16 protein-coding genes and 6 pseudogenes are annotated in these 26,387 nt (G+C 58.7%); 7 read left to right on the top strand and 15 right to left on the bottom strand.

Going from position 1 to position 26,387, the window contains the following annotated elements:
• Window positions 1-256: 256 nt before the first annotated feature.
• The 7 genes from BG90_RS20760 to BG90_RS20730 form a co-directional block, all read right to left on the bottom strand.
• Window positions 257-1,159, bottom strand: coding sequence for a flagellin N-terminal helical domain-containing protein (locus BG90_RS20760; RefSeq protein WP_025990087.1), 903 nt, complete (start codon window positions 1,157-1,159; stop codon window positions 257-259).
• 164 nt (window positions 1,160-1,323) lie between these two features.
• Window positions 1,324-2,115: a CDP-glycerol glycerophosphotransferase family protein gene (locus tag BG90_RS20755; protein WP_232355239.1), complete on the bottom strand. Its 792-nt coding sequence runs from the start codon at window positions 2,113-2,115 to the stop codon at window positions 1,324-1,326.
• Window positions 2,116-2,453: 338 nt separating this feature from the next.
• A complete protein-coding gene (locus tag BG90_RS20750; protein WP_025990086.1) occupies window positions 2,454-3,107 on the bottom strand; it encodes a phosphocholine cytidylyltransferase family protein in 654 nt (217 codons plus the stop codon).
• On the bottom strand, window positions 3,083-3,691 hold the full coding sequence (locus BG90_RS20745) for an HAD-IB family phosphatase (RefSeq protein WP_010111040.1): 609 nt from the start codon (window positions 3,689-3,691) through the stop codon (window positions 3,083-3,085). The genes BG90_RS20750 and BG90_RS20745 overlap by 25 nt, the downstream gene beginning before the upstream one ends.
• On the bottom strand, window positions 3,688-4,461 hold the full coding sequence (locus BG90_RS20740) for a class I SAM-dependent methyltransferase (protein WP_010117654.1): 774 nt from the start codon (window positions 4,459-4,461) through the stop codon (window positions 3,688-3,690). Before BG90_RS20740 ends, BG90_RS20745 begins: the two co-directional genes overlap by 4 nt.
• A gap of 13 nt (window positions 4,462-4,474) precedes the next feature.
• Window positions 4,475-5,404: a hypothetical protein gene (locus tag BG90_RS20735; protein ID WP_010117653.1), complete on the bottom strand. Its 930-nt coding sequence runs from the start codon at window positions 5,402-5,404 to the stop codon at window positions 4,475-4,477.
• On the bottom strand, window positions 5,401-6,873 hold the full coding sequence (locus BG90_RS20730; protein WP_234419681.1) for a glycosyltransferase family 2 protein: 1,473 nt from the start codon (window positions 6,871-6,873) through the stop codon (window positions 5,401-5,403). Before BG90_RS20730 ends, BG90_RS20735 begins: the two co-directional genes overlap by 4 nt.
• A 717-nt stretch (window positions 6,874-7,590) precedes the next feature.
• Here BG90_RS20730 and BG90_RS20725 point away from each other — a divergent pair.
• On the top strand, window positions 7,591-10,149 hold the full coding sequence (locus BG90_RS20725; RefSeq protein WP_232355240.1) for an ATP-binding protein: 2,559 nt from the start codon (window positions 7,591-7,593) through the stop codon (window positions 10,147-10,149).
• A gap of 93 nt (window positions 10,150-10,242) precedes the next feature.
• On the opposite strand, the gene BG90_RS20720 is transcribed toward BG90_RS20725, so the two are convergent.
• The gene (locus BG90_RS20720) at window positions 10,243-10,950 is read right to left on the bottom strand and encodes a LuxR C-terminal-related transcriptional regulator (RefSeq protein ID WP_232239176.1); all 708 of its coding nucleotides are present in this window, start codon (window positions 10,948-10,950) and stop codon (window positions 10,243-10,245) included.
• 742 nt (window positions 10,951-11,692) lie between these two features.
• On the opposite strand from BG90_RS20720, the pseudogene BG90_RS33465 reads away from it, so the two are divergent.
• A pseudogene (locus tag BG90_RS33465) lies at window positions 11,693-12,031 on the top strand (IS6 family transposase); the annotation flags it as partial.
• A gap of 197 nt (window positions 12,032-12,228) precedes the next feature.
• Here BG90_RS33465 and BG90_RS20715 read toward each other — a convergent pair.
• The 5 genes and pseudogenes from BG90_RS20715 to BG90_RS20695 all read right to left on the bottom strand — a co-directional run bounded on the left by BG90_RS20715 (window position 12,229) and on the right by BG90_RS20695 (window position 16,296).
• Window positions 12,229-12,738: a hypothetical protein gene (locus tag BG90_RS20715; protein WP_025990083.1), complete on the bottom strand. Its 510-nt coding sequence runs from the start codon at window positions 12,736-12,738 to the stop codon at window positions 12,229-12,231.
• A 218-nt stretch (window positions 12,739-12,956) separates the two neighbouring features.
• Window positions 12,957-13,525 (bottom strand): annotated as a pseudogene (locus BG90_RS37440) (YncE family protein); the annotation flags it as partial.
• A gap of 86 nt (window positions 13,526-13,611) precedes the next feature.
• A complete protein-coding gene (locus BG90_RS20705) occupies window positions 13,612-14,787 on the bottom strand; it encodes a chromate transporter (RefSeq protein ID WP_025990081.1) in 1,176 nt (391 codons plus the stop codon).
• A pseudogene (locus BG90_RS20700) lies at window positions 14,784-15,760 on the bottom strand (chromate resistance protein ChrB domain-containing protein). Before BG90_RS20700 ends, BG90_RS20705 begins: the two are co-directional and overlap by 4 nt.
• 119 nt (window positions 15,761-15,879) lie before the next feature.
• Window positions 15,880-16,296 (bottom strand): cupredoxin domain-containing protein, encoded by a 417-nt coding sequence (locus tag BG90_RS20695; protein WP_010117645.1) that lies wholly within the window; start codon window positions 16,294-16,296, stop codon window positions 15,880-15,882.
• Window positions 16,297-16,814: 518 nt separating this feature from the next.
• On the opposite strand from BG90_RS20695, the pseudogene BG90_RS37435 reads away from it, so the two are divergent.
• A pseudogene (locus BG90_RS37435) lies at window positions 16,815-17,051 on the top strand (H-NS family nucleoid-associated regulatory protein).
• 512 nt (window positions 17,052-17,563) lie between these two features.
• Here the strand turns inward: BG90_RS37435 and BG90_RS20690 are convergent.
• Window positions 17,564-18,259: a response regulator gene (locus BG90_RS20690; protein ID WP_010117643.1), complete on the bottom strand. Its 696-nt coding sequence runs from the start codon at window positions 18,257-18,259 to the stop codon at window positions 17,564-17,566.
• Window positions 18,260-19,474: 1,215 nt separating this feature from the next.
• Here BG90_RS20690 and BG90_RS20685 point away from each other — a divergent pair.
• From BG90_RS20685 to BG90_RS31180, 4 genes and pseudogenes are all read left to right on the top strand, one after another.
• Entirely contained in the window at window positions 19,475-20,131 is a 657-nt protein-coding gene (locus BG90_RS20685; protein WP_010117641.1) for a DUF1120 domain-containing protein, read from the top strand.
• A gap of 595 nt (window positions 20,132-20,726) precedes the next feature.
• The gene (locus tag BG90_RS20680; protein WP_025990080.1) at window positions 20,727-21,425 is read left to right on the top strand and encodes a fimbria/pilus chaperone family protein; all 699 of its coding nucleotides are present in this window, start codon (window positions 20,727-20,729) and stop codon (window positions 21,423-21,425) included.
• A 376-nt stretch (window positions 21,426-21,801) separates the two neighbouring features.
• The gene (locus BG90_RS20675; RefSeq protein WP_010117638.1) at window positions 21,802-24,171 is read left to right on the top strand and encodes a fimbria/pilus outer membrane usher protein; all 2,370 of its coding nucleotides are present in this window, start codon (window positions 21,802-21,804) and stop codon (window positions 24,169-24,171) included.
• A gap of 524 nt (window positions 24,172-24,695) precedes the next feature.
• Window positions 24,696-25,355 (top strand): annotated as a pseudogene (locus BG90_RS31180) (response regulator); the annotation flags it as partial.
• Between the two features lie 126 nt (window positions 25,356-25,481).
• On the opposite strand, the pseudogene BG90_RS20670 reads toward BG90_RS31180, so the two are convergent.
• Window positions 25,482-26,215 (bottom strand): annotated as a pseudogene (locus tag BG90_RS20670) (IS6 family transposase).
• Window positions 26,216-26,387: the final 172 nt, after the last annotated feature.

The raw sequence follows: 26,387 nt of genomic DNA, 5'->3' as shown, positions 1-26,387 counted from the left end.
CGACCGCGCGTCGAGCCGGCAGCGACCGACCGTGCGGCCATGCTAGCGGCAAATGCCGGATGTGCGTTCGTCCGCTCCGGCGTTTTCAGAGAAAATCAGGCCGCATCCGCCCGTTTGCGTGACGAGCCGCGCATGACGGCCGATGCGCGCGCGCCGGACGCGTCGGCACGGCGGGAACCGCCGACGCTCGCTCGGCGGAGCGGCGTCGACGGCCAGGATCGCGCCGTCAGCGCGCGATCGCCACGCGTTCCCGCGCTTACTGCAGCAGCGACAGCACGAGCTGGCTCATCTGGCTCGCTTGCTTGAGCATCGAGCCGCCAGCTTGCTGGAGGATGGTCAGCTTGGCCTGGTTCGCCGCTTCGCTCGCGTAGTCGACGTCGCGGATGCTGCCTTCGGCGTCCTTCGTGTTGCTGGACATGTTCGCCAGATTCGCGCGCACGTGGTCGAGCCGGTTCTGCCCCGCGCCGATTTCCGCACGAATGCCGCCGACCGAATCGAGCGCGGCGGACAGCTTGTCCAGCATCGCGTTCGCGTCCTTCGCCGCGGCAATGTCCTTGCCGCCGCCGGACACGCCCGACGCACCCGCCTTGAACACGGCCGAAATGTCGTCGAACGCCTTCGTCACCGCTTCCAGCGCCTTGGACACGTCCAGCGTCATCACTTCGCCCGCCGTGTTGCCGATCTGGAATTTCATCTCCTTCGTCAGCTTGCCGGCGCCGACGCCGCCCGAACCGTTCGCCTGCGCGAACAGCTTTTCGCCGCCGTACGACGTGTTGCCGATGATGTTGATGAGCTCGTTGCCAAGCGCATCGTATTCCTTCTGCATCGCGTCGCGATCGGGTTGCGTGTAGCTCGAATCCGCGGCCTGCGTCGCGAGATCCTTCATGCGCTGGACGATGTTCTCCACTTCGGCGAACGCTCCCTCTGCCGTTTGCAGCATCGACTTCGCATTGCTTGCGTTCTTGTCCCGCGCCACTTCCATGCCTCTGTGCTGCGCGCGCAGACGCGTCGCAATCTGCAGCCCCGCGGCATCGTCGGCCGCAGAATTGATGCGATAGCCCGTACCGAGACGGGTCATCGACGTGGTCAGGTTTGCCTGAGAGTTCGCGAGCGCGCCTTGAATGCGCATCGATGCGATATTGGTATGCAGACTCAGCATGTCGATTTCCTGTGTGAGATTGAAGTTTTGCAAACGGGACAACTGCCGTCGCCCCACAGGAACTAGGCGTCGCAATTTCCCGCCGACTTAAATTCCTTGCCTTCGATTCACGCGGGAAAACGCGATGCTGCGTCGCCGCTCGCAACACGAAACCCGCGCGTTCTTCATGCCCACAGATCGGATTCGTCGATCGCCTGTTTGATGCGGTGACCGTTCCCGCCATCGCGTACGCCAAGGACGTCGGCGATCATGCGCCGCCGTTTCGCGCGCTTCTCGTCACGACCCGCCGCGACAGCGTCGACGAAATCGAAAATCTCGCGCTCCGAACGCGCGCGCGCCAAGCTCTTCATCATGCGCTCGGCGTCCGCGTTGAGGCCCGCGCCTCCTTCGCATTCGAGGTGAAGGATTGGCTTGTCGCAGGCGAGATACTCGTACATCAGCGAACTCGTATCCGTGATCAACGCATGCGACGCTTCAAACGCGTGCCGATACAACGGCGACTGATCGATCACGAAGTTCTCGCGCATTTGCGAAAAAGCCATCACGGCGCGCGCGACCGCGGCGCCCTCGGCGGTCAGCGTCAGCATATCGAAGAGATTGGGATGGGGGCGCAAAACGATCGCGACGTCGTCTCGTCGCGCGCTCAAATCGCAGAAGAACTTGAGATAGCGGTCAAACGTCGACCAGCGCAGATCTGCGGGAAAACCCACCGAGAAATGCGGGTTCCACAGCACGACCATCCGATCGCCGACGCGCGCGGTCAGCGGATTGTCCGATGACGCGCGATACGATTGATCGAGCTTCGGATGACCGGTCGCGACGACACGTCGGATGCTGCCCGGAAGATACTGCTGGAAGCGTCTACGATGCTGCTCCGAGCGCGCAAAGATTCTCCATGCGAGCACGTGCGTCTCCATCCGATACTGAAAGCGGCAGTTCGCCGCGCCCGCGCCCATGTCCGGCCCGTATGGAATATAGGCGATCCGGATGCCGCGCGCGTGCAGCGCCTTCGCATGATAGGCGTCGGGACGGGTCTCGTCATAGGGATTGTGCAGAAACGCGACGTCCGGCGCGTCGAGCACCGGATCGTAGTTCTCGTAATGCACGAAAGGCACGTTCTGTTCAGAGAGGAAGGTCCATGACGGCATGCCAATCTGCCTGCCGTTCCTGACGTACGGCAGTGCGACGATCGACGTGTCATAGCGTTCATCGCGCCGGAACGCGTCGTAGACCGACGCATAGCAGTACCAATGGCTCGCGGCCTGAAACAGGAGCCGCACTTTCTTCTTCGGATTCATTGCCTGTCATATAGTCGTTGCGCGACGGCGAGATCGGCTGGCGTATCGATATCCATCGAATCGACTTCGAACGCCGGTACCGGCGTGGTTGTGTCAATCGTTTCGTAGACGAACAGCGCGTCGCGCCGCAGCACATCGTTGTTCAGTCTCGCGATGCCGGTCCACTCGCAATCGCCCGCGCCCCGATGAAAACCCGCGCACGCGACGCCGTTGATCTGTCTCGTCAACGTCATCCGGACCCCATCGTCGGTCATCCTGCGGCTGTAGCCGACAGCCGGCCCGTCGCAGCGGGACAAGCGGGTCAGCAGCAGTTCGAACGATATCGGGCAGAACACTACGTCGCCGTCTACCAGCAGGAAATCTTCGTCGATCATGCGGCTCGCGAGCTTGACACTGTAAAGCGTGTTGGTGCGATCGTAGTATTCGTTCGGAACGAACACCAGGTCGTTGCGATGGCGCAATGCCTCTTGAATCACGCGTTCCTTCTGATAGCCGACGATCACGAACACGTTCGGCACGCTGGCGAGCGCGCGCAACGTGCGCGCGAGCAACGTGGTTCCGCCGATTTCGGTCAGCGACTTCGATATCCCGCGATTGAGTCGAGAGCCCACGCCGGCGCACGGTATCACTGCATGCTTAATAGTTTGCATAGCGACCTGCTCGAATAAACGATGTAGTCCGCCTGATTCATCAGATTCAGCGACGGTTCGTGCACGCCACCGAACGCGATCTTTACGTCGGCGTGACGAAACAACGCGATGTCGTTTTCGCCGTCCCCCACCGCGATTATCCGGCGATACGAGCGGCGCAGCGCGGCAACCGGCTCGTCCTTTCTCATCAGGTACTCGATGCCGTTCAGCCGACCATCCTTGACGTCCGCCACGGAACTGAAGCACGGCACGCCGAGCGGGCCGACGAGGTCCCGAATCCAGCAATCCAGATTGCCCGTAACGATCGCGTAATCGGCGTCGTTGCGGTCCCGCATGTATTGCACGATGTATTCGTTGATCTCGATCGTCTCGGCGAGATGCGCGCTGATCTTCTCGGGATTCACGTCCCGAAGGAGCCGGACGCGCAGCTTGAACGACATGTCGAACGAAATGACCCCGTGGATGGTCGCCTGCGTCAGCGCGGCGATTTCGTCCGGTATTCCCGCCGCTGCGGCGATCTCCGGAAGGATCTCCTGTTTGCTCAACGTGCCGTCCAGGTCAAAGCAGATTAGCGTGTCGTTCATGATTTCCGGATTACGATGTAGTGCTGCTTCGTGCTGAGCCGCCCGTTCAGATCCGCATCGCGATACATCGGCGTCAGCGGACCGACGTCGAACGTTCCGTCGAAATTGCGCCCGATCATCCCCAGATAATCGACCGCGCCGCGATATATCGCGCTGTAATCCGCAGCCAGCGTCGACGACGCGAAGTTGCGCAGCGTCAGCCGCGTATCGAAAGTCTCGATCGGATCCCGCAAATAGAGCACGCCGCCCGACTTCATTGCGCGGGCGATGCTCGTCAGACAGTCGGCGAAATCGCTGTCATTCAGGTAAATCGATACGCCGGACATCAGGAACACGTCGAACCGCCGCACACGCGCGAGTTCCGCGATCACGCGGCCGGAGCACGGCGCGGCGAGAAATCCGTAACGATCGTCCGGCACGCCGCGGGCCTTTAGCGACCGCTTCGCGTCGTCGACGAATTCGGCGACGAGATCGACGCCGAAGTAATAGGCGATCCGGTCGATGACACCGTCGGCCAGCCTGCCGTTGCCGCATCCGATATCGAGTACCACCCGCCCGTCGAACTCGATCGACGATAGCAGCACGTCCAGCTCGGCCTGCGCGCGCGCGTGCGCGAGCGCCGGGTTGTCGTCCTGGTAAAGCACCTGGACGACCTTGTCCCGGCCGCTCGCCGCGCGGCTCTTGAAGAAGCGATAGGTATCGCGGTAGTCGATCGCGACGCGATCGCTCCGGATTCGGCAGTCGGTCGATTGCATGGTGGCTTTCTTCATCTCGGGCACCGTCCTAGGGCGCTTCGTGCGAAATCAGGGAAAAGCCGACCAGTAGCGGATCGACATGGTCGTCGCGACCGAGGCGCCCCTTGCTCCGATACCAGGCGGCAAACAGCGCGGCCACGACATCCTCGTCCAGTTCGACGTCGTTCGCCAACAACGCGCACAGGCTGCGCACGCAGAAATAATCGAGCGCCAGATCGAGAAACATCTGGCCGTACGCCTCTTTCTCGACGGCGGGAAAGACTTCGTGGAAACAGCGATAGAGAAAATAGTTGATCCACGTCTCGTCATGCTTGTCGAAAAAGATCGCCACTTCGTTCGATCCTTCGATTTCGCGCAGCGCGTCATCGAGAAAGCCGTCCGACATCAACATCAGTTCGGTTAGCTTGAGGTTCAGCGATTTCGACGCGTATTCGTCCAAACTGACGCGAAACGGAATCTTCGCGAGCCGCCTCAGATACGAGGCCTTGTAGCGGCTGATCGCCGGCATCTGGCCAAACAGTGTGCGGAAAGCCCCGCCCAGCGCGAGTTGCATCAGCTCGTTGGCCATCGCGAACGGCCGCATCGTCTCGAACCCGTCGCCACCTCCCTTCGAAAGCTTGTTCAGCAACACGCCGATTGCATACATGCGCTCCCCGATCGACAAACCGTCGACGATCAGCAAATCGATGCAGGCCTGGTTGACGTCGTTCTGCCAAACGTCCAGCGCCGCGCCGTCGACCGGCATCGCCGCCTCCTCGTGCAGCTCGAACGCATCGCACGCGAACAACATCTCGCGGGACACCGTATCGCATTGAAGGAGCGCGCTATGGCGTACGTGATTCGCCCACGCGTGCGTGACGAGAGGCGGTTGCTCGCGGCAGCTGACGCACTGGCATTGGCTGATGTGCGATCGTCCGAGCAGGATGAAGTGTGGGATGTAGCTTCCGATTTCGGTCATGGTGCGATCCGGGATGGTTGTTGACGCGACGCGTCGTCGGCTTTAACGGGGGGTGCCCCCATCTTCCGGAAGAAGCCGGCCGCGAGATCGCGCCCGCCTTCGATTTCGTCGAGATAGGCAAAGCTCGGATACAACGCCAGCCAGCGATCCCTCAACATCAGCGGCAGCCACGCCCGATCGAACCGAGCAGCGCCCTCCGGAATGGTGCTCGCCTGCGCCAGATAGCCGATTAGCACGTCGTAATAAGACTGGTTAACTGCATAGGCGACCGCTTCAGATGCAAAATTAACTTTCTGCACGCCAGGCAATGTCTTGAGCGGCACGCCGTCGCGCACGTCCGCACCGAGCAGCACCACCTCCCACCGGATGTCGTCCATCGCGCACAGCAGGCGATTGACGTTGGCGATCGCCTTCTCCTGGCGGACGAACGCCAGCCGGTCGTCGAGCAGCAGATAATTCCGCCAGCCGGCGTCGCGCGCCGCGCGTGCGATGTCGAGATGGGCGGCGGCATCCCGCGCATGCACGCCGGTCGCGCGATATTCGACGATCTGCTCGGACGCCACGCCCAGCTCGGCGAGCAATGCGCGAAAGGCGGCCAGCCGCGCTTCGCCCCCCGACGTATTGATGACGACGCGCTCGAAGCACTCCCAGCGCGGGCGCGTCTCGATCGGCGCGCGACTGAGTCGACGGTAATGTCGCAGCAAATACGCGTCGGAGACGAAATCCTCGAGCGTCAATCGCGAACGCTCGCAACTCGCCAGAATGAAGTCCTTGTCGAACGTATTCGCGTCGTGCGATATGCACAGGATCGAACGCATCGGATCGATCTGCAGCACCGGACTCGTGAAGTCACGCAGGAAGCTGCGCTCTTCCGCCAGTGCGGCGTGATCGTCGTGGCGGTGGGATTTCAGATAGTCGCGGTGATAGGCGAAGGTGCCGTTCAGCGCATGCCGCGCCCCGAACGAATAGGTGCGGTAAATCTTGTCGATGTGGCTGTACCAGATGTAAATCTGGTCGCTGCCGGACATGGCCGCGCCGCGGCTCCGCATCATCTCGACCGCATGCCGGATCTTGTCCGGCGGATAGAAGTCGTCATCGTCCATGCAGACGATGTAATCGCCGCGCGCCAACCCATTCAGCTTGTTTCGCTTCTGCCCGATGCTCATGCGCTCGATTTCGTGATAGTAGCGAATCGACGCCCCATCGGACTGGGCCGCCGCGAGCTGGTCGATCAGATCGCGGTTGCTTTCCGGCGAATCGTCGAGGATCACGAGCTCGCGCCGATCGGCCGGATAATCCTGATACCGGTACATGTAGAGCAGATAAGGCAGGAACGCGCGGCGATTCCAGGTCGGACAGACGACGCTCACGAACGGCGACGCGCCCGCTTCGGCGCGCGTTCTCGACAGCAATTGAGACGCCAGGCCGGACAATTTGTCCGGCCGCGTTGCATTGGACTTGCGGCTCACGACAGCTCCTCGAACGAGCTATGTTTTTCCCCGCGCCGACGTCGCGCCGACACGATTCCGGCAGCGCCGCCCGGCGGCGGCGTTTTGCCTGAATGGCCATCATTTTCTTGGAGCAATCCGAGCCACCGCAATCAGACGTATCCGAAATCTCGCGACCATCGCTGCGTCATTTGTCTATTTTTGTACACACACACACGAGACGGCTTCACCCGCTACCAATCCCCGTCTTCTCTATGGTAATTTGACATTCATATCAAATTCCGATACCGACAGTGCTCGGGATGCGACGCAAACGAGAGCGAGCGATGAAATCCATACGCTCCGCGTGCATGAGGATCTTTTGCGCTATCGAGCGTTCCCCGACGTCTTCAACGCCGATTCGACGGAACCGGATTCTGCCGGCTCCATCCGCCCTGATCATGATTGGAAGAGAGGTGAGCGTCCGACTGCCTCGCTGAAATTCCTCGGCCGGACAGCACTTTGAAAATCAAGAAATCTATCGTCGATGCGACGTGAATGGTTTCGCGTCCACAGAACCGCGTCGAACGTGCCCGCATCGCTCCGGCGCGAACGTCGAGAGCCGGACGCACCGCCATCCGGGCGAAAGCCCCGGCATCGCTCCGATCCCCCTCTGCTCCAGCCCCTGAATAACGCCTGCTCGAACGAGCGAGGCGAATCGACTCTGTGGATCGAGCCAGCCGAAGCGATCGGTCAACCATGTTCGCAGATAATCCCGGAGATCGCATCATGCTTTATTTGAGGTATTTTCTGATTTCTCTTATTTGCTTCCCGGTATTTTGCCATGCTAATGACGATCCACTTTTCACTCCTGAGGAAATCAAATGGATTAGAAATCATCCGGTTGTCAGGATTACGTCGGATCCGAATCAGAAACCATTCGATTATATTGAAAACGGCGTACATAAAGGCTTGACATCCGAATATCTCGCCGCCATCTCCCGTGTGAGCGGGTTGAGGTTCAAGATGCTCGACAGAGCCCGATGGAGCAGCCTCAGCGAGGCGCTCGTCAAGCATGACGTCGATATGGTGCCATCGATTGCCGCCGGTCTGCAAAACGACGAGATCAAGAAAAACACCATACTTAGCACGCCGTATTTCGTCGGCACGATGATCGTCGTCACGCGCGAGTCGAAGACCGCGAGCTTCGACCTCGACAAGATTGCGGAAGAAGTGATCGCACTGAAGGGAGGCGGCGCCTACGAGCGCTTTCTGCGCGAACGGTATCCACATGTACGGCTCGTGGCGACGACGACGACGACCGAAGCGCTCGATGCCGTCGCGAACGGACAAGCCTCGGTGACCGTCGGTCTCGATGTCACGATACTGCCGCTCATCCGACGGCGCTATCGCGGCCAGTTGTACGTGGCGGGAGCGATCGCGTCGCTGCCGGCCGTGGTCGCGATCGGCACCCGCAAGGATCTGCCGTTGCTGGCGTCGATCATCGACAAATCGCTGAACTCGCTCACCGCGCGTGAAATGGACATGATGGTCGACAAATGGATCGAAAGCTCCGATTTCGGCGCGCCGTCATGGGCATCCATCGCACGCTACTACGCCATCGAAATCGCGATCGGCCTCGTCGTCTTGTGCATGCTCGGGCTGCTGGCGATCCGCTTTCGCATCCAATACCAGTTGAAGGCAGAAAGCGAGGCGCGCAAGCTGCGTTTCATCGCGGTCGCGAGTCACGAGATCCGCACGCCACTGAACGCCATCGTCGCGGCGATCGACCTGCTCAATCGCTCGAACTTGCCGCCGCTGGAAAAGCAACTCGCCGATACCGCGATCAACGCATCGGCGAATCTTCTGGTGATCCTGGACGACGTCCTCGACATCGCGAAGCTCGACGCGGGCAAATTGCAACTCGAGCAAGTCGCGAGCGATATTCACGTGGTTGCCGAAAGCGCCGTGCTTCTGATGCGGGAACAGGCCCGCCCGAAAGGTCTGCCGATCGTCTTGAACATCGACGCGCCGGAGCACCTGACCGTCTACATCGATCAAACACGCGTTCGGCAGATCATCGTCAATCTGATTTCGAATGCGATCAAATTCACCGAAGCGGGCGGGGTATGGGTCAACGTGACGTTGAGCGTCGACGACGACGCGACGTCGAACCGCGCGCAGTTGAAGCTGACGGTTCACGATACGGGCATGGGCATTCCGGCTGACCGGCAACGCAATCTGTTCGAGGCCTTCGAGCAGGCCGACGCGTCGACGACGCGCCGCTTCGGAGGAACGGGCCTCGGCCTGACCATCTGCAAGGAGCTCGTGACGCTGATGGGTGGCTTGATCCGGCTGGAAAGCAGAAAAGGCGCCGGCACGACCGTGTCGGTCACGATCCCGGTCGAGGTGTGCGAAAAGGGAACGTGCGCCAGCGCAAAACGCTACGCCGAGCCGGAACCGGCCCTGCGAGGATGCGCGCGGCCCGTCGTACTCGTGGTCGACGATCATCCGGTCAATCTGCAAATGATCGGCATACAGCTCGCCGCGCTTCACTGCAATGCAACGCTGGTTGACGCCGGCCAAGCTGCGCTCGACGAAGTCGAGCGCGGCGCGTACGAAATTGTGCTGCTGGACTGCAACCTGCCCGACCTTGACGGTTACACGGTCGCCCGCCGGATTCGCTCGGCCCGCAGCACGTCACTGCCCTATTTGCCGATCGTCGCCATTTCGGCGCAGACCAGCGATGAGCATCTGAAGCGTTGCATGGAGAGCGGAATGGATGGCGTCCTGCGCAAACCGTTGATACTCAAGGAACTCGCGGCGATGATCGATCTGTGGTGCGCGCCTGCCGACCTTCTCGTGTCGGAGCCGTCGAACGATTCGTACGGAGACGACGTCATGGCCGGCCGGTGCCTCGTCGAGCTGTTCAGGAAGACTTGCGACGAGGATATCCGCACGGCGCGCGAAGCGCTCGAACGGGACGACTTCCCGGCGGCGAAGGCGTCTGTCCATCGAATCAAAGGGGCGGCGCAAAGCCTGGGATTCGGATCGGTCGCGGAGCTCGCGCAATCGCTCGAAGACACGCTCGCGAACGCGAACAATTCGACCGACCATCGGGTGGCGAGCGAAAAAGCGATTCGCCTGCAGCGGCAGCTCACGGCGATCGACGCCGCCCGGCCGTCGGCCCAGCCGCCGGCACACGGGATGCGCTGCACATACGACCAGCCGCGATGCTTGCCGGCCGGAATGACCGGGCCGGCGGAAACAGCCGACGCAGCGACGCCGGCAAGTAGGCAGCCCGACACGCGCGCATGAGCATGCCGCCAGCCCGGACGCACGCGTCTGTCGGTCGCGATGCGCGCCGGCCGTCGCCCCGTCGATCGCGACTTCGCCGGCGCGCGCGCAAGCTTACTCGCCGTGACGGCCGACGTCGGCCAACGCGCCGTCCGCGCGCTCGAGGCTGACGAGATCCCGTTTCAATTTAAACAACTCCACGTCGCTCAATATGCCCAGCTTCCGGTAGGCGCTCATCTTCTGAGTACTGATCGTCTTGTTGCTGCGATTGAGCTTCGCGGCGATTTTGCCGACCTCGCACCCTTCCATGACGAGGCGCAGCACTTCCAGTTCGCGTGGCGTCAACACGGACGCGAGGTTCGTCGGCATCCCGCCGTCCTTGCCTCGCTCCCTCGAAGCGGACACGATCATGTCGTCTCGATCCGACAGCGACGGATGAACATACGACTCACCGGCCGCGACCCGCCGAATGGCGGATACGAGTTCGACCAGCGGACGCTCCTTGCCGATGTAGCCGTTTGCGCCGGCCATGATCGCCAGCTTGACGAGAGAAGGCTGATGATGCGCGGACACCACCAGAAGCCGGGAAGTGGGAAATTTGATGCGCAGGCGCCGGATCAGGCTGACGCCGTCGACGTCCTTTGGACCGAGCACGTAGTCGATCAGGACGACGTAATCGACGTACTCGAGCTCTGCGGATTTTCGTACCAGATAGTCTAAAAGCTCACGCGAATTGTCGAACATCGCGAGTACCGTGATGTCGCTCTCCCGATTCAAATGATGAGCCAGGCCTCGCAACACGACTTCATGGTCGTCGAGCAAGACGATTCCGAGCTGTGTCCCATATTTCGGCACATGTATCTTTCGTGTAACCACGCTATCCCGACCTCGATGTAATGTGCGACAACTGTTGCATATTATGACACAATAATTTAATAAATCATTTAATTGCAACAATCCACTATTCGTGGCCCGCGAGGCTATCGCACAATCAGCGCCGGCGCGATTTGCCGCGTACACATTTTTTTATTTGCAATGCTCGATCTCAATAAAGCCGCACATAAAATGCTGCTTTGTTTTCCGTAAATCCTTTTCTATTTCGCGCATCGCAATCGTATATCCATCAATGTCCGAAGCAGGTGGCACACGACAGCGCATCGCCCGCGCGCCCGCTTATCAAATCGCGCCGTTCGTCGCCGATTCGCCTTGAGAGCGAAACCATTCTGTCAGTCGCACCGCCATGGGATTCGAAACGCGAGCGTCGCGACGCTCCGACGGAAGTCGCGTACGCACCGTGATGTTCGGCCATGTTCTTTTGACTTTGACTTTCGATTTTCGACCTTCTCTTCCGCCATCGATTTTTTATTTTCTATCTTTGGCATGCGGCGTCCAATCGCCGGTGGGCGAACGCGACAATTACACGCATGGGCCGCCGCTCAGCACGGACGGCGCGTCGCAAGACGTGCCCCGCACGTCTCGAATAGACGCGCGTCGGGCGCCGTCACAGCCGCAGCCGTCTCACCGGCTCTGTCAGGTTGGCGGAAGGCCACGGTAGAACGAAATGATGACGAAGACGAAATCGCTTTATCACGGCCACCGTTTCCCTGCTGTCGTCATCAACTGCGTCGTTCGCTGGTATTCCCGATTCAGCCCGAGCCTACGAGATATCGAGGAGTTGTTGCTCGAGCGAGATGTCGTGGTCACGGGCGAAACGATCCATTGCCGGTGCGACAAATTCAGCGCTGCATTCGCCCAATGCGCCAAAGCAGCACGACGCAAGCCAGGCACCACCTGGCATCTGGACGAGACGTCCGTGACGCTGCGCGGCGAGCCGTATCTGTCGTGGCGTGCAGTCGACGAGCCTGGCGCCGGACTCGGCGTGCTGGTGCAAAAGCGAGCGGATCTTCCGGTTTCCGCCTGCCAAGCCGCCGAGCTATGGCGTCGCGACTCAAGGTGAGGTCAGCGCCATGGAGGCAGAGCGGCCCAACGTTCTACGGCGTTTATTGGCCCGTCAACGCTGGACGTGCCGACGCGGACCGCTTACATGACGTGATCCGCTTCGGCTATGCGAAATGACAGGTGCAAACTGGAGACGTTGGGCTAGTGCCGCCGCATTCCGCCAGCGCCGCTCATTCCGCCGAACCGATGGACTCCGCCGAACCCGCGGGCCCCACCGACAGGGAATGGACCACGGTGAAAGCCTGTTCCCATTGGCATACCAAAGCGGCGATGATCCATCTGATTGAAGTGACCGAAGTGATCAAAGCGATGGAAATGACGGAAGTGATGGAAACGGTCGACAAAGATGAAGCTCACGCCCGCGCCGATGAAAAGCGGCGGCCCCCAATACCAGGGGTCGGGGTACGGGTAGGCCGCGAGCGGATACCACAGAACGCTACCATCGGGACTTTGCACGATCTGCCATGTTCCGTCACTTTGCAGGCACGCACGCCCCACGACCTGCTGCACCGTGCCGTCGATATCCGCCTGCCCGAGGACCGCACGGCAATTGGTGCCGTAGGCCGGCAGATCGTCATACATTTGAGCAAAGGCAGACGCGGAAAAGCCAAGATCGACGAGTCCCATCCCGAAACGAAGCAAGTTGCGCATGATCGGCTCCTGCATTGACCCCGACCACTTGACACACGACGTCACTGGCAAACTCGGCACATTGGTTTGTTTGCGCCGATTCACGACGCCGCGGTAGCGGTTTGCCGCTTGGTACAGAGTCGCCTGATGAGTAAACGACGCGACACGCCGGGCTATCCCAGGGATACGGCTACAAATGGCGACGCGGCTCCGTTACCGTGTCGGGCCGACCACCTTTGTTATCGGAGGGCCATGACGCGCAGCATCGGCCGCCCGCGAACATTCTTCAGTGGGAAGAACGACTGATGTGTTGCCGAGTCGACCCCGACAATATGCGCGTTGGGTCCGAGATGCCCTTCGCCTATTTTTTCGACCCTGGCGCCGCTCACGCGGAATATCGAAACCGTACCTGTTTCACCCCCGATATAAAGTATGCCCGGTGTCGGGTCTAGCGCCAGTACGTCCGGCTCGGCCCCGGTATTGAACGATTGGCCAACCTGCTTCGAGCGCATATCAAAGACAATCAGCTTGTCGTTGCCCTCGCACGCGATAAAGGCGAGACAATTGCGCGGATCGACAACAGGCCGTAATTGCCTTTGACACCCAGCAGATCGAAGCGGCCCACGACACGATCCGTCGTCGGGTCGATTTCGACAACCTGACGTCGCGTCTGGACGTTCACGAAGATATGACGGGAGACCGATTCGTATTGCGAATTGCCGGCCTCGCCTTCGAGCGGAATCGTTGCGATGCGTCGGTTGGTCCGAACGTCGATGACGGTTTCCGTTTCCCCGTATTCATCGGATATCCGCGCCCAATCTTTCGAAGGTACCCGGACCGGTGGCCGACATGTTTGTCTGGCGTGTCATTTTCGCCTCCCGGCAATGCGACGAGTCAACGATGGAGGAACGGGTACGCCACCAGTCCGACGAGTGCCGCTGCGATCACGATCACCGGCTCCTGCAGTTTCTTGAAGCGCCAAAGCAGAACGACGGTCACAACGGCGAGGATGGCAGTCGGGACATCGACGATCGAACGCTTCGCGATCACGAGAACCGAGCCCGAGATCGCGCCGACGGCCGCCGCGGTGATGCCGTCGACGAACGCCTTGACACCGGGACGGTGTCCGTACTTCTTGACGTAAGGCGCCGGGATGACGGTGAACAGATAGCACGGCAGGAACGTGCCGAGCGCGGCGATGCACGCGCCGGGCAAACCCGCCACCAGGTACCCGATGAAGCCGACGGTAATCACGACCGGACCCGGCGTGATCATCGCGACCGCGACCGCGTCGACGAATTGCTTGTCGTTGAGCCAGTGATGCTCGGTGACGACACCGCCATACAGGAACGGCACGATTGCGAGTCCCGACCCGAACACGAACGCGCCGGCCTTCGCGAAGAACACGCCGATCTGTCCGAGCAGCGGAAGATTGACACCGCTCAGCAGGCCGCTTGCGGCGGGCAGGTTCGCGCCGACAAGCGCATGCAAGCCGCTCTTGTGCAGCCAATTGGGCGGAGCGCGCCGAAGCCAGCCGATCAGCCCGGCGACGATGAAGAGCCACGCGATTTCCGATTCCGTGATGAAGGTCACGGCGGCGAGTGTCAGGAAAATGGCCCAGAGCAGCTTGTCATGGCCGACGGTTTTCGTCGTGAGCTTGTACGCGCTCGTCGCGATGATGCCGACCACCGCGGCCCCGACGCCGTAGAAGACCGCCTGCATCCACGACAGCCCCCCGAATTGCGCATACGCGAAGCCGAGCGCGAGCACCATCAGAAACGACGGCAACACGAACGCGAACCCGACGAGAGTTGCACCGATGACACGGTAATGGACGTAACCGAGATAGATCGCGAGCTGGGCAGCCATCGGTCCGGGGGCGAGCTGGGCCAGCGTGAGCCCTTCCTTGTAGTCCGCCTCGGTGATCCAGCCGCGTCGTTCGACGAGATCCCGGCGCATATAACCTGCAAGCGCAACCGGTCCGCCAAAGCCGAACGTGCCAAGACGCAGCACGTATCCGACCAGCTGGCCCAATGAGTAGGTCGGCGCAGTCGCCGTCACGGTGGTCATGAGCGCTCCGAGGCCTCGTTCTTCCCATTCGAGGCGAAATACGCGTAAAGCGAGTCGAGCACCGAGCCCATCTGCTCCAGTAAGTGATCGTCGTTCTCGACACGTCGGCGAGTGCCGGCCACGACTGCCTCGAATCCGACCGTCTCGGGCAACGCAGGACCGCCGACGTCGAGCGCATGCACAATCTCGCCGAGTCGCAGCAACGCAGGATCCTTGTCGAGCCCGAAGCTCGCTAGCAGTACCTCGAACGTCACACGCTCGCCGACATGGGTAAACGTGGCGCCGTCGAAATCGAATCCCAGCGCGTGAGGCGGGCAATCCGTCGGCGACGCGAGCCAGACGAAGCGGGCTCGTGCGTCGATGAAACGGCGAATCAGCCATGCACTGGCGACGCGATCGACCCACATGCGCTGACGCGTCGCCCAGATGCGCCCTTGATACTCGTCGATAGAAAGCAGACGGATTGCGCAATCCGCTGCGTGCGGCTCGCCCGGTGACAGCACAGTGTCGACCAGCGCGATGAAGTCCTGCCAGGCGACTTCCGCACGGGTTGCCGAGTCGCCCGGGAAGTAGTCGATCGCCCGGACGGCCTCGTAGTCTTTTTGCAGGCGGCGCAGCAGTCGAGCCAGTTCGGCGGCCGATTGCCCTGAAAGTGTTTTGCGGGCATCCGAAAGGCCTCGTGCGAAGGTGGCGTAGTCCTCATCGCGATCGAAAAGCGCTCGGAATTCCCGCTCTTGCGACGCGTCGAGGCTCGGCGCGCGCAACAGGTAGGCGGTGCCGCCGCTTTCGGCGATCGCACCCGCGAGTTCGCGCAGCATGCACTCAGTTCTTCTGTATACGGCAGCAGGTAAATGCCGTCGCGCAACACCGCGCAGCCCTTTGCCTTGAGCGCGCGCCAGAACCGCATGCGGGCCGTTGCGTTCTCCGTAGGCAGGGTCAGAACAAGAAGCGACCAAGTCGAAATGTCGATCATGTAGTTAATACTACTCACACGTAACGACATCTACAAGTTTGTCATCGCGAACCTGCCTCATGGCGTCGCGATCGTCGCGTGCGGCGTGTCCCCGTATTCGACCCGACCCGCCAAACGCTTCACGGTGCAACGACAAGTGCCGTGTGCATGCCCGCCGCATAGTGTCCCGGCCTGTTGCAGATCAGGGCGTAGCGGCCGGGCGCGAGCTTGAATGACATCCGTTTGCTCTTACCCGGTGCGATATCCTCGACTTCCCCGATCTTTCTCAGCTTCTGCTCGAGCACCTGCCCCTTGCTAACGGGCAGCGCGTCATCGGCAAGATCCGTCTTCAGCACGACGAGTTCGTGCTCCATGTTGTTGGTCGCGGAATTTTTGACGTCAAGTGTGACGCGTCCCGCCTTTACGTTGTGTGTGTCGAGTTGGATCGAGCCCGACTGCAACGTTGCCTTGATGGTGTGTTGTGCGCAGGCGGCATTCGAAATCGCGCCGAGCGCGGCGACATTGGCGAAAATGACGATTCGGTAAGCGACACGCATGGCTGCCTCCTTTGCATCGAGACGCCGCAGTTGCCAAGAGCCGAGCGATTGCCATGTGCCGATTCATCGAGCGCGCAAACACGCCTGCCTGAGCAAAGGCATGAACACTTCCTGCAGCGAACGGTACGTGCAGTAAACGCCTGCGCGAGTGACTTATTCCCGGATCGATTCGGAGAACAGGGAGGGCGGATCGCGGCGCGTCTCACGGCTGGGATATCGCGGCGCCCCAAACGGCTTGCGCCTCGTTCCGGCATCTTCGGCAAGTGGCCGCGTGCCCGCCGGAATCATCTCGGCGTTCCCGTCGCCGGCCGCACATCGAACATCATCGCCGTTGCGCGACGGCCGAGGACGGATGAAGGCCGGCGATTGAATTTCGACAATCACGATTTAAAGCGCAATTAATCCATATTTTCCAAATTACACATATTGGATCTTTAAATTAGAATTCGACAATATAGAGATTATTAAACGACATACCTCACCAATCTAACATCGTATTAGATCGAAAAAATTCAGGCATTAACAGTTATCGAAAGTAAAAACAACATTTCAAATCGCTTCAAGCATCCCTGGACCGGAATCGCAAGGCGACTTCAGCCAAAGTGCTCCAGGAGATTCGCGAACGCGTGGCAGAATTCGGCTTTACGCCTCAAGAAGTATTTTCTTCGAAGAAGAAGCGCGAGCCCGAGTGCTACGACCCGGTTAGCGGCTCGACGTGGACCGTGCTCGGGTGAGAACCGGCATGGATACGCTGAAAAGACAGGAAGGTCTTCGAATTGTCGAGCCACCAGGACAACGACAATTTTGGATGAAATCGCAGCACCGAACCGCCGTGCCACCACACGTGATGGCCGGGACTGAGGCACGATTGCGTCCCTCGACGAATTTGGCTGGAACCGCGCGCTGATCCGGCAGCTGCCCCCGGGCAGTTCAACAACCGCCCAAACCGAGCGTCAGTCAGCATTGCAGCCGCCGAAAAGAGAGACGCGCACCGATGCGTGACGAGGGGGCGGAAACCGCCCTCCGGTTGAGCGGGTGCCCGGTCGTATTGCTGCGCGCGCACGGCTCGCAGCAAAAAGCACGCAATGGCAGTTCCAGGCTGGCGCCGGCGCATTAAACGATACGTGTCCGACAGCGCTTCGCCTACCCGAACTGCGCATTTTGCGTCGCGACCGCAAGTTCCGCGTCCAGTTGTGCTAAGCAGGACGCCTGCCGCATGAGGATATCGTGACGAGCGGAACGATCCGGCGCCACGGCGAAGCGGCAATCAATGCGCCGCCGCCTGCGCCCTGACCGGAACCTCGGACGGCACACCGGCCGCCATGAGACCTGTTTCATACGCAAAGCGGAACAGGCTCGCATCGCGTTCGATGCCGAGCTTTCGCATCGCATTCATCTTTTGCGTGCTGACCGCTTGCTTGCTGCGATGAAGATAGGCAGCAATTTCGTTGACGGAAAGTCCGGATACGTAAAGACGAACGATCTCCAATTCCCGGGCTGAGAGTTGCCGCTCGATCGACAGCGCTTGCCCGTCATCAGCCATCCGCGACGATACGAATGCATCGACGTCCGCCGGAATGTACGTTGCTCCCGCGTAGACAGCCTGGACCGACGCAATCAGGTTGTCGATATGGTCCATTTTGTTCACGACTGCACGCACGCCCAGCCGTGCCATCGATGCGATGAGCGCGGGATTGTCGATCGCCGTGAACACGATGATCTTCAAATCGGGGTAATGCCGCCTCAAGAACGAAATCAGCCCAAGGCCGTCGCCGTGGCTGCCGCCAGGCATGGCGTAATCGGTAATCAGGATATCGCATGGCTCGCACGCGAGCAGATCGACCAGTTCAGTCGAATTGCTTGCGGTGCCTGCGACTCTGATCGCACTGGATCCGCTCAGCGCATGCTCTATTCCGGCTATCAGTGCGGGATGATCGTCAGCAACAATCAAATCGATTTTCATTTCACCCCCAGGTTTGTATCAACGTCATATAGACTACACGCTCCATTCGCCCCAAAATTAATCCATCAGCAGTCCAGGACAAATATGGCTTATATAACGTGGATCTCCAACTTTTGCCGCTTGAAAAGCAATGTAACGCGCGGCAACCGATCTGCGCTCACCGCTTCATTACGAGTTCAATAATTTTATGGCGTTTTATAATTTTTAATTCACGCCAACGTGAATCTAGCGGCCCAGTACATATTTGTTTACATTATAAACACAAAACACCTCAGAATTTCATTACAAAACAATAATTAACAATTGCTGTCTCCCACGTGAGTTTTACCTGCCTTGCCGAACTTATTAAGCACGATGTGGTGCCGTGCAAGAGCAGTCGAATTGACCGATCGTCCTGCTGCACTATGCACAAAGACGCGCACGGCCGCGGGCCACTTTCGAGCCGCATCCCGATACGGTCCGTCTGGTTCATGTATTGACGCATCCATTCGGAAATTGCTCGACGGAAATCATGCTCAGAAATCGACCCTCTTTAGCGCGGGTCATACAGTGATGAAGGGCCACATGTGAATTCCTATCAGAGCGTGGCGATTGGACGGTCGATTCTGGCACGCCTTCGAAGCACTCTTCCGATTTACGGGACTCGTGATCGTGAGTTAACTACGGCATCCACGCCCGAATTAAGCGACGGAATCGCAAAGTGAGCGATGTTCGAAGATACGACACTCTCGCGCGTGTGTGTTGCCCTGCCTATCGCTTCCTTCTTGCAACGCCTGTGCAACAAGCATCCGGACGACAATCCCGGAGGGCGAGCACTGCAATGCCAAACCGACGAAAACAACGGTCACGCCGCATGGCGGCCGCCGCCGCGATCCTCCTCGCTCGCTCTGCACTCCGTACAGTCGTCTCGGCAGCATTCCTGCGCTTGACGCCAGACTGCTGACCGAGCCCCCGTTATACGCTGGCTCGCTGCCTCGAATGCCAGGTCGTCGTGACCAACGCCACCGGGCCATCTGACGTACGGACTGCGCCCGGAAGGATTCTTCGCTGTGTCGCGCCAGCGGGTTAGGACGAGTTCTACCCAAAACAGGACCTGTCCTAGTGTTAGGACCTACCTCGTTGATTAGTATCTCAGCCACGGATTTCCGTAACAACCGTTTGGTTTACCGGGAATATGCCGGCCCTAAGGCCATTTTTACTGAGGAACTCGAATCCATGAAGTTGAAAACCTCTCTTCTCGCGCTGTCCATCGCAATGCTCGGTACGACGGCGGCTCATGCTGCAGCACCGGCTCAAGATCTCATCGTCAAGGGCACGATTGATGTGCCTGCCTGTACCGTCGTTGCCGCCGACAACGGTGTGTACGACTACGGGAAAATCTCGCCGACGCTGATCAAGAGCGGCACGACGACTACGCCGCTTACCAAGATGGAAAAGGCATGGACTGTGAGTTGCGATGCCGAAACGTATATGAGCTTCAAAGTGACGGACAATCGCAGCGATTCGGCGAGCTCCGGAGACAACACCGCATTTGGTCTGGGTAAGGTCAACGAGACCGGCAAATTGGGCTACTACTCGGTGACGATGCAAGATGCGCAGGTCGACGGCAAAAAGGCACAAGTGTATGCAACGCAGAACGCGGCTCTCACTGGTACGGGAGTTATCGCCTTGTCTCAAAAACTGAATAAACTCCCCAACTATACGCACGGGTGGGCAAACGAGAGCGCAAAAACGCAGATGGCCGGAAAGAATTTTACCGCGAACATGGTAGTCGAAGCGGTTCTCGGCGGGACCGAAACGATGGGCGGTGCGCTGAAGGATGCGGTTGAGCTGGATGGCTCCGCAACGCTGACATTCGCGTTCGGTCTCTAACAGCCTCAAACTCATGTTAGGGCGCAATCGCTGCGCCCTAACGTCAATAGTGTTTCGCGGTTGATTAATACAGGCAACAACCCACCATCCTTCGACTCGCTAAAATACAAAAATTATAAAATATCAATCAATTTGAAATACATCAAATTTAATTTGAAAAAACACATTTCTATACTTGCGATTACTATTGCACAAATTTGGTCGGCGAATATTCAGGCCGGCACGTCGAACCATGATCTCATGGTCAAAGGCACGATTGATGTTCCGAGCTGCACGGTCTCCGTAATCGATAGAAACCATCTAACAAGATCGCGACACCCCTCATAATAAATTTAATTTCCGGGATGAGATCCGATCACCGATCGGTTCGATAGTCACTCGCACTCCAAAGAAAACGCTTTCTTAGCTATCTCATAATTGGCCAGCATCAGCAGCGGCATAAATCAAGCGAACTAGTACTTGTCCTACTGGATAACAGAACTCGTCCTACTCCTTGCTCGACGCACAAAATATAACATCCTACATATCGAGTAAACGGAAAAAACCACCGCTCGCCAGCCTTCCCCGTCATTAACACCTTAATACCATTCCGCTTATGTTATCTTTCCTTTCTTTACGCCCTTTCCATGCCAAATCACTCCTGGCTTCGATTTTCACCGCGCTTAGCCTGCAATCCCACGCAGCCACCTTTACGCTGGAAAATCCAACCATCATCTTCAATGAATCGGATCAACGCGTCGCATTCAACGTCAAAAACGACGGGGAAAGCCCCATGCTACTCGTCAGCAAGCTCGAAGATCTCGGCGAAGACAAGCTCAGTCAACGCATCCTGATTGCGCCGCCAATCGCGCGCATCGATCCCGGCCAAAGCCAGCAGATCAACTTTTCGCTCAAGAAAGGAGCGAAGCTCGAGAACGAGTATTTGCTCAAGGCATCGTTCGAAGGGGTATCACAAACTGGCCGCGGCTCGCTTGTAATGCCGGTACGCCAGGAAATCGGCTTTTTGGTTCAGGCCGGTGCGGTTCCCGTTTCCAAAACCCCTTGGGATAACTTGATGCTCAGCATCGCAAATCGGCAATTGACGCTCAGCAATCCGAGCGCACACGTGATCCGGCTCGCGCCGAGCGTCAAGCTGCTGCCCGCGAACAAGATGGTCGCGCTCCCTCATGCCTATCTGATGCCTGGCGAGTCTCTAACTGTTGAAATCGGCGATGTCGCCGAGAAAATCGAGATCGTGCCACTCAGCCGCTACGGCCTCGTGTTGCCTGCAGTCACGATGCCGATCCAGCATTAATTTGGCGGAGCGGCAGTCGGCGACATCACGCCGCCGACTTCAACCAGTCAGTTCTCGTCGCTCGCCGCAGTCCGCGGCATTCGCACCACCGGGCAATTTCGCCCCGCGACGCGACGATCATTCACGTTAATGGCCACCCGCGCGCGCTCGCTGCCGGGCGAACACCCTTGTTCGGGCGATGCCGGCTATTGATCCGGCTCCGTTTCGTCGCCAGGCACGCGGCCTATCTGTCGATGCGGGTCCACGCCATTTCCGTCCGACGCACACAGCCAGTTGCGCCTTTCACCTATAGAGGGCTTGCGAATCAACGCGGCCCGCTTCCCTCGCGAATTCAAACAGCACCGCTGCCGGGAGATACGCTGTGCACGCAAGACGGTTGATCCTGTCGCTTAGCTTGCTCCTCTGCATCGCATGGGGAAGCAACGACGCGCTCGCCGTCTCGTCGCCTTCGTCCAGCGCGGCGGTTGAATTCGACAGTCAAACGCTGATCGCACGAGGCTATTCCGCCGACATTGCAAAATTCTTCAGCGGCGATTCGCGCTTTCTCCCCGGCAAGCAGGAAGTCACGATTGCACTCAACGCCAATCAGACTTACACGACGAACGTTCAATTTGATGGCGACGGCGATCCGTGCTTCGACGCCGCACTGTTGGACACGCTGCGATTGCACAAACCGTCCGATCTGGCCGGTTGCGTCGACCCCGAGCAAATGTGGCCGGAATTTCAAATGAAACTCCATCCGGGGCAGTTCCGAATCGACATGACCGTACCGGAGGAAGCACTCGATCCGAAGCGACGCGACAACGGATTGCACTCGGGCGGCGAGGCGGTGTTACTGAATTACGATGTCTTCGCGCAGCGCTTCGATACCCAGTTCGGCAGCAGCCATTATTTTCAGGCGCGACTTGAGCCCGGCTTCAATATCGGAAACTGGTCTTTCCGCAACCGTGGAGCACTGTCGAATTCCGATAATGGTTTCTCATATCAACTGCAAGATACCTACCTCGCACGCCCGATCGACGCGTGGGGCGCCGTCATGCAGATCGGTCAGTTCACTTCCGCAGGCGAAAATCTGGGCGGCCTGCCGATGCTCGGCTTTCAAATCGGATCGGATAGCCTGCAAAGCGGCGGGCAACTGACCATTCCTATTCAGGGCATCGCAGAAAGCAACGCGACCGTCGAGGTGCATCAGCGCGGCCGTGTCGTTTATCGCACAATCGTTCCGCCCGGGCCGTTCATGCTGTCCGACATTGGCAACGTCTCGCCGAACGCCGAACTCCAGATCGAAATCACGGAGCAGGATGGCCGCAAGCGACGCTTCGAGATGCCGGTCGGCATGAGCTATGCCAACGCGAAGCAGCCAATGACCTGGCAAGCCGCCATCGGCCGCTATCAGGACGCGGGCCATTCCGACGAAAGGCGCACGCCCGCATTCTTCGCCACGGGCGAAGTCTCTTTCTCGCCGTTCAGCAATCTTCGCGTGTCCACCGCCGCACTTGCCGCGTCCGGCTATCTGCATGCGAGCGCCCAGGGAACTCTTTCGACGGAATTCGGCGCATGGATTGCAAGTGGGATGCGCTATTCGCGCGCTGCGGGCGCGGGTCAAGGGTATCAATTCGAGGTGCAAGGCGCGACCCGGATCGGGGAAAATTTGTTTGCATCCGCTTCCTGGCTTACGCGTTCGAGTCGCTACGCCACACCCGATGTCGCGCTCGGAACATATTACGACGCGACCGGAACGGGCCAAACCAAGCATTCGGCGAACGCGTCGGTAAACTGGGCGCATCCTCGCTGGGGCAGTTTTACGTATGGACTTTCGTACAACAGTTTCTTTGGATCTTCGAGCACCTTGTCTCACACGCTGAGCATCGGCCGCAAGATAGGTCGCGCGAACGTCAGCCTTGCTGCACAAATCAGCCCCAGAGGCGGCAGCAGCGTCTACGCCAACGTCTCAATCCCGCTTGGCGGCGGTTCCTTGAGCGCACGAAGCGCCCGGTCGCAGCGCGGCGATCTCACGTTCGGCACGTCCTACAACAATCGGCTGGGACGAAACGGATCGTATTCCATTGGCGTATCGGGCAGCAAGAACGGCCAAACCGCGAACGCATCCTTCAGCATGAAGACCGGTCTCGCTCAGATCGGCGCCGGCGTAGCTCAGAGTACGACCAATTCACGATCCACTTACGTGTCCGTAAGTGGAGGCGTCGTATACGCCAACGGACTATTCGGGACAGCGTCCAGTCGAATCGGAGACACGTTCGCCGTCGTATCGGTTGCAAACCAAAAGGGGCTGCGAATCAGCGCTCCCGGCGGCACGTCCATCACCAATCCGCGCGGCACCGCGGTCATTCCCTCCGTGACGCCCTACACGAAAGCCCAGCTTCGGCTCGATACGCAAAGCCTTCCCATGAATGTGCGTCTAGACACGACGACCGTAGACATCGGACTCAGGCGGGGAAGCGTGCTCACACGCACGATCAATGCAACCGAAACGCGACAACTCATGTTGACGATACGAGATTCGACGGGAGCCACCGCACCGGTCGGCACCACCGTGCTCGACGAGCAAGGCCAGTTCCTCGGCACGATCGTCGGAGACGGAAATTTCATCTTGTACGACGACGACATCGGCAAGCCGATCAGGTTGTCAGGCGTCAATCGAAGCGAGTGCCGCGTTGCTTATGAAGCGCCCGAGCTATTCGATTCGGATCAACCTTATGAAGAGGCAGAAGGGACATGCGGGTGATCCAGCAATCATCCGCGGCCGACCTCGCATCGTACGTCACGCGACCCACCGCAGTGATCCACATCCAAATTACGTGCTCTTTTTGTTTCACATTTCCTTTCTAGGCAATATTTTACAATTTATCCTCACCCCCATGAACAAAAATTAAATCCACAACCCTTCACGTTAATTAATTTGCAAAATATCGGCAAATTCGATCCCTTAATACACGTCCGATGGCGCCACTAGGATTTGTAATTTAATATTCAACACACAACGATTAATCAACGATAAATTTCTTGATGATAGCTTCATCGCCTTCGAAGTGCGATTTCATTGGAGCCCCCATATTCAGCACCTCACACCGTAAGGCGCCTTTTTCCGGGCTTCATTTTACGATTTACGCTATAAATTTTTAATATTTACATCATTCGCATCAAATGCAATTTAAATTACAAAACCGATAAGAATCCGCAAATAAATTTCCATCACGAGATGAAATTTAAACTCGTATTATAAATATCACGCATTTCACAAAAAATCCTATAAACCATGTAACTTATAATCAAGATGACAATTTTTCCATCAAGGTCATCATCGCGGATGACCATCCCGCTGTACTGACCGGCCTGCTTCACGCCCTGGCTCCTGTAAGCTCGATAGACGTGGTAAGCGCATGCCGCAACTCCACCGAACTGCTGGCTGCGCTCAATGAATATCCTTGCGATGTCGTCATTTCGGATTACAACATGCCGGACAACAACTTCGGAGATGGCGTATCGCTGTTCTCGTATATTCAGAGTCGATATCCAAGCACCCGGTTGATTGCGCTCACGATGATCAGCAACCCTGCGATCATCCACAGTCTGATTTCGCGCGGCGTTTCAACGGTTCTCAGTAAATCGGACGACGTCGAACACATCATTGCGGCAATTCACGCCAGCTATGCGAAGGGTTCCTATCTTTCCCCGACCATGGAGACGATTGTCAATAGCGGTTACGGCAAGTTGCCGGACGGAGAAATTCCACTGTCGTCGAGAGAAGTAGAAGTCGTGCGTCTGTACACCTCCGGCTTGCCGGTCAACGAAATTGCCAACCGTCTGAAGCGAAGCAAACAAATCACCAGTTCTCAAAAAACCAATGCCATGCGAAAGCTTGGCCTCAACAGCGACATCGATCTTCTCAAATACGCGCTGAAGGCAAAAAAGGGGCGAGGACACAACCAGTCATTGATGGATTACCGTCGTGATGAACGGTCTTATGGTGTTCGCGGACATCGCGTGGTCAACTTGGCGAGAGTCAGACGGAACTGCGGCAGGTGTGGCGATCGTTCAGAAACCGGTCGACGGACTTTGGGCGAGTTCGGTGAATTCGCGCCAGGTCACAAACCTTGCTGCAAGCTGTTTGCGATAGAGTGAGGCGCGCGGCAGATGCCGCTCGAGGGCAAAGTCCTGTCGGATCGGGTCGAAGCAGCCGAGGAATGCCTGCTGCGTTTCGGGTCGCGAAAAACCCGCACATGCCGGTCGCGTTCGCGCGTCGGCTGGTGGCTATTCTCAGCCCGGTTGTTTAGCCGGGCTGCCGCTTTGACGAACACATGCTTCACGCTCACCAGTTCAGGAATCTCCGCCCTTGCCGCCGGATAGCTGCGCAACTGATCGGTGACGATCTTGCGTGGCACGGAACTTGAGCGCAGAACGCGCTTGAAGAAGCGTTTGGCGGCAACCTTGTCGCGCCGCTTCTGCAGCAGGATGTCCAGTTCGGCACCGCGCTCGTCGACCGCCCGCCACAGCACGTATGGCTCGCCGCGCCGCGTCACGAACATCTCGTCGAGGTGCCATGCGCCGCACGGCTTGCGGCGCGCCGCTTTGACCCGGTGAGCGAAGTCCGTGCCGAATTTATCGCACCAGCATCGGATCGTCTCGTACGTCACGATCACGCCGCGCTCGCAGAGCAACGCCTCGATGTCACGCAAGCTCGACTGGAAGCGAAAGTACCAGCGCACCGCGCAACTGATAACGCCGGCCGGGAAACGATGACCGCGATAAAGCGATTTCGATTTCTTTATCACCACATCCTACGCGCTCGACCCTACAACCTGACAACACCGTCGAATGTCTACGTCATTCGTTCGAACTGAGGCCTCGATAGCACTGCTCAGCGGTCGTGTTCTTCTTCGACATTGCATCACTTTCTGCGAGAGGCCTGGTATCAGACAACTCACGACGCACACTTCGCGC

This window comes from Burkholderia oklahomensis C6786 (genome assembly GCF_000959365.1).
Lineage (GTDB): Bacteria > Pseudomonadota > Gammaproteobacteria > Burkholderiales > Burkholderiaceae > Burkholderia > Burkholderia oklahomensis.
This window is presented reverse-complemented; position numbering and strand designations above follow the sequence as displayed.

Coding starts and splice junctions, on each gene's coding strand:
- BG90_RS20750 (WP_025990086.1), bottom strand. CDS start 3,107: ATGCAAACTATTAAGCATGCAGTGATACCGTGCGCCGGCGTGGGCTCT.
- BG90_RS20745 (WP_010111040.1), bottom strand. CDS start 3,691: ATGAACGACACGCTAATCTGCTTTGACCTGGACGGCACGTTGAGCAAA.
- BG90_RS20735 (WP_010117653.1), bottom strand. CDS start 5,404: ATGACCGAAATCGGAAGCTACATCCCACACTTCATCCTGCTCGGACGA.
- BG90_RS20695 (WP_010117645.1), bottom strand. CDS start 16,296: ATGCGTGTCGCTTACCGAATCGTCATTTTCGCCAATGTCGCCGCGCTC.
- BG90_RS20705 (WP_025990081.1), bottom strand. CDS start 14,787: ATGACCACCGTGACGGCGACTGCGCCGACCTACTCATTGGGCCAGCTG.
- BG90_RS20690 (WP_010117643.1), bottom strand. CDS start 18,259: ATGAAAATCGATTTGATTGTTGCTGACGATCATCCCGCACTGATAGCC.
- BG90_RS20725 (WP_232355240.1), top strand. CDS start 7,591: ATGTTCGCAGATAATCCCGGAGATCGCATCATGCTTTATTTGAGGTAT.
- BG90_RS20755 (WP_232355239.1), bottom strand. CDS start 2,115: ATGGGCGCGGGCGCGGCGAACTGCCGCTTTCAGTATCGGATGGAGACG.
- BG90_RS20760 (WP_025990087.1), bottom strand. CDS start 1,159: ATGCTGAGTCTGCATACCAATATCGCATCGATGCGCATTCAAGGCGCG.
- BG90_RS20740 (WP_010117654.1), bottom strand. CDS start 4,461: ATGAAGAAAGCCACCATGCAATCGACCGACTGCCGAATCCGGAGCGAT.
- BG90_RS20715 (WP_025990083.1), bottom strand. CDS start 12,738: ATGCGCAACTTGCTTCGTTTCGGGATGGGACTCGTCGATCTTGGCTTT.
- BG90_RS20685 (WP_010117641.1), top strand. CDS start 19,475: ATGAAGTTGAAAACCTCTCTTCTCGCGCTGTCCATCGCAATGCTCGGT.
- BG90_RS20680 (WP_025990080.1), top strand. CDS start 20,727: ATGTTATCTTTCCTTTCTTTACGCCCTTTCCATGCCAAATCACTCCTG.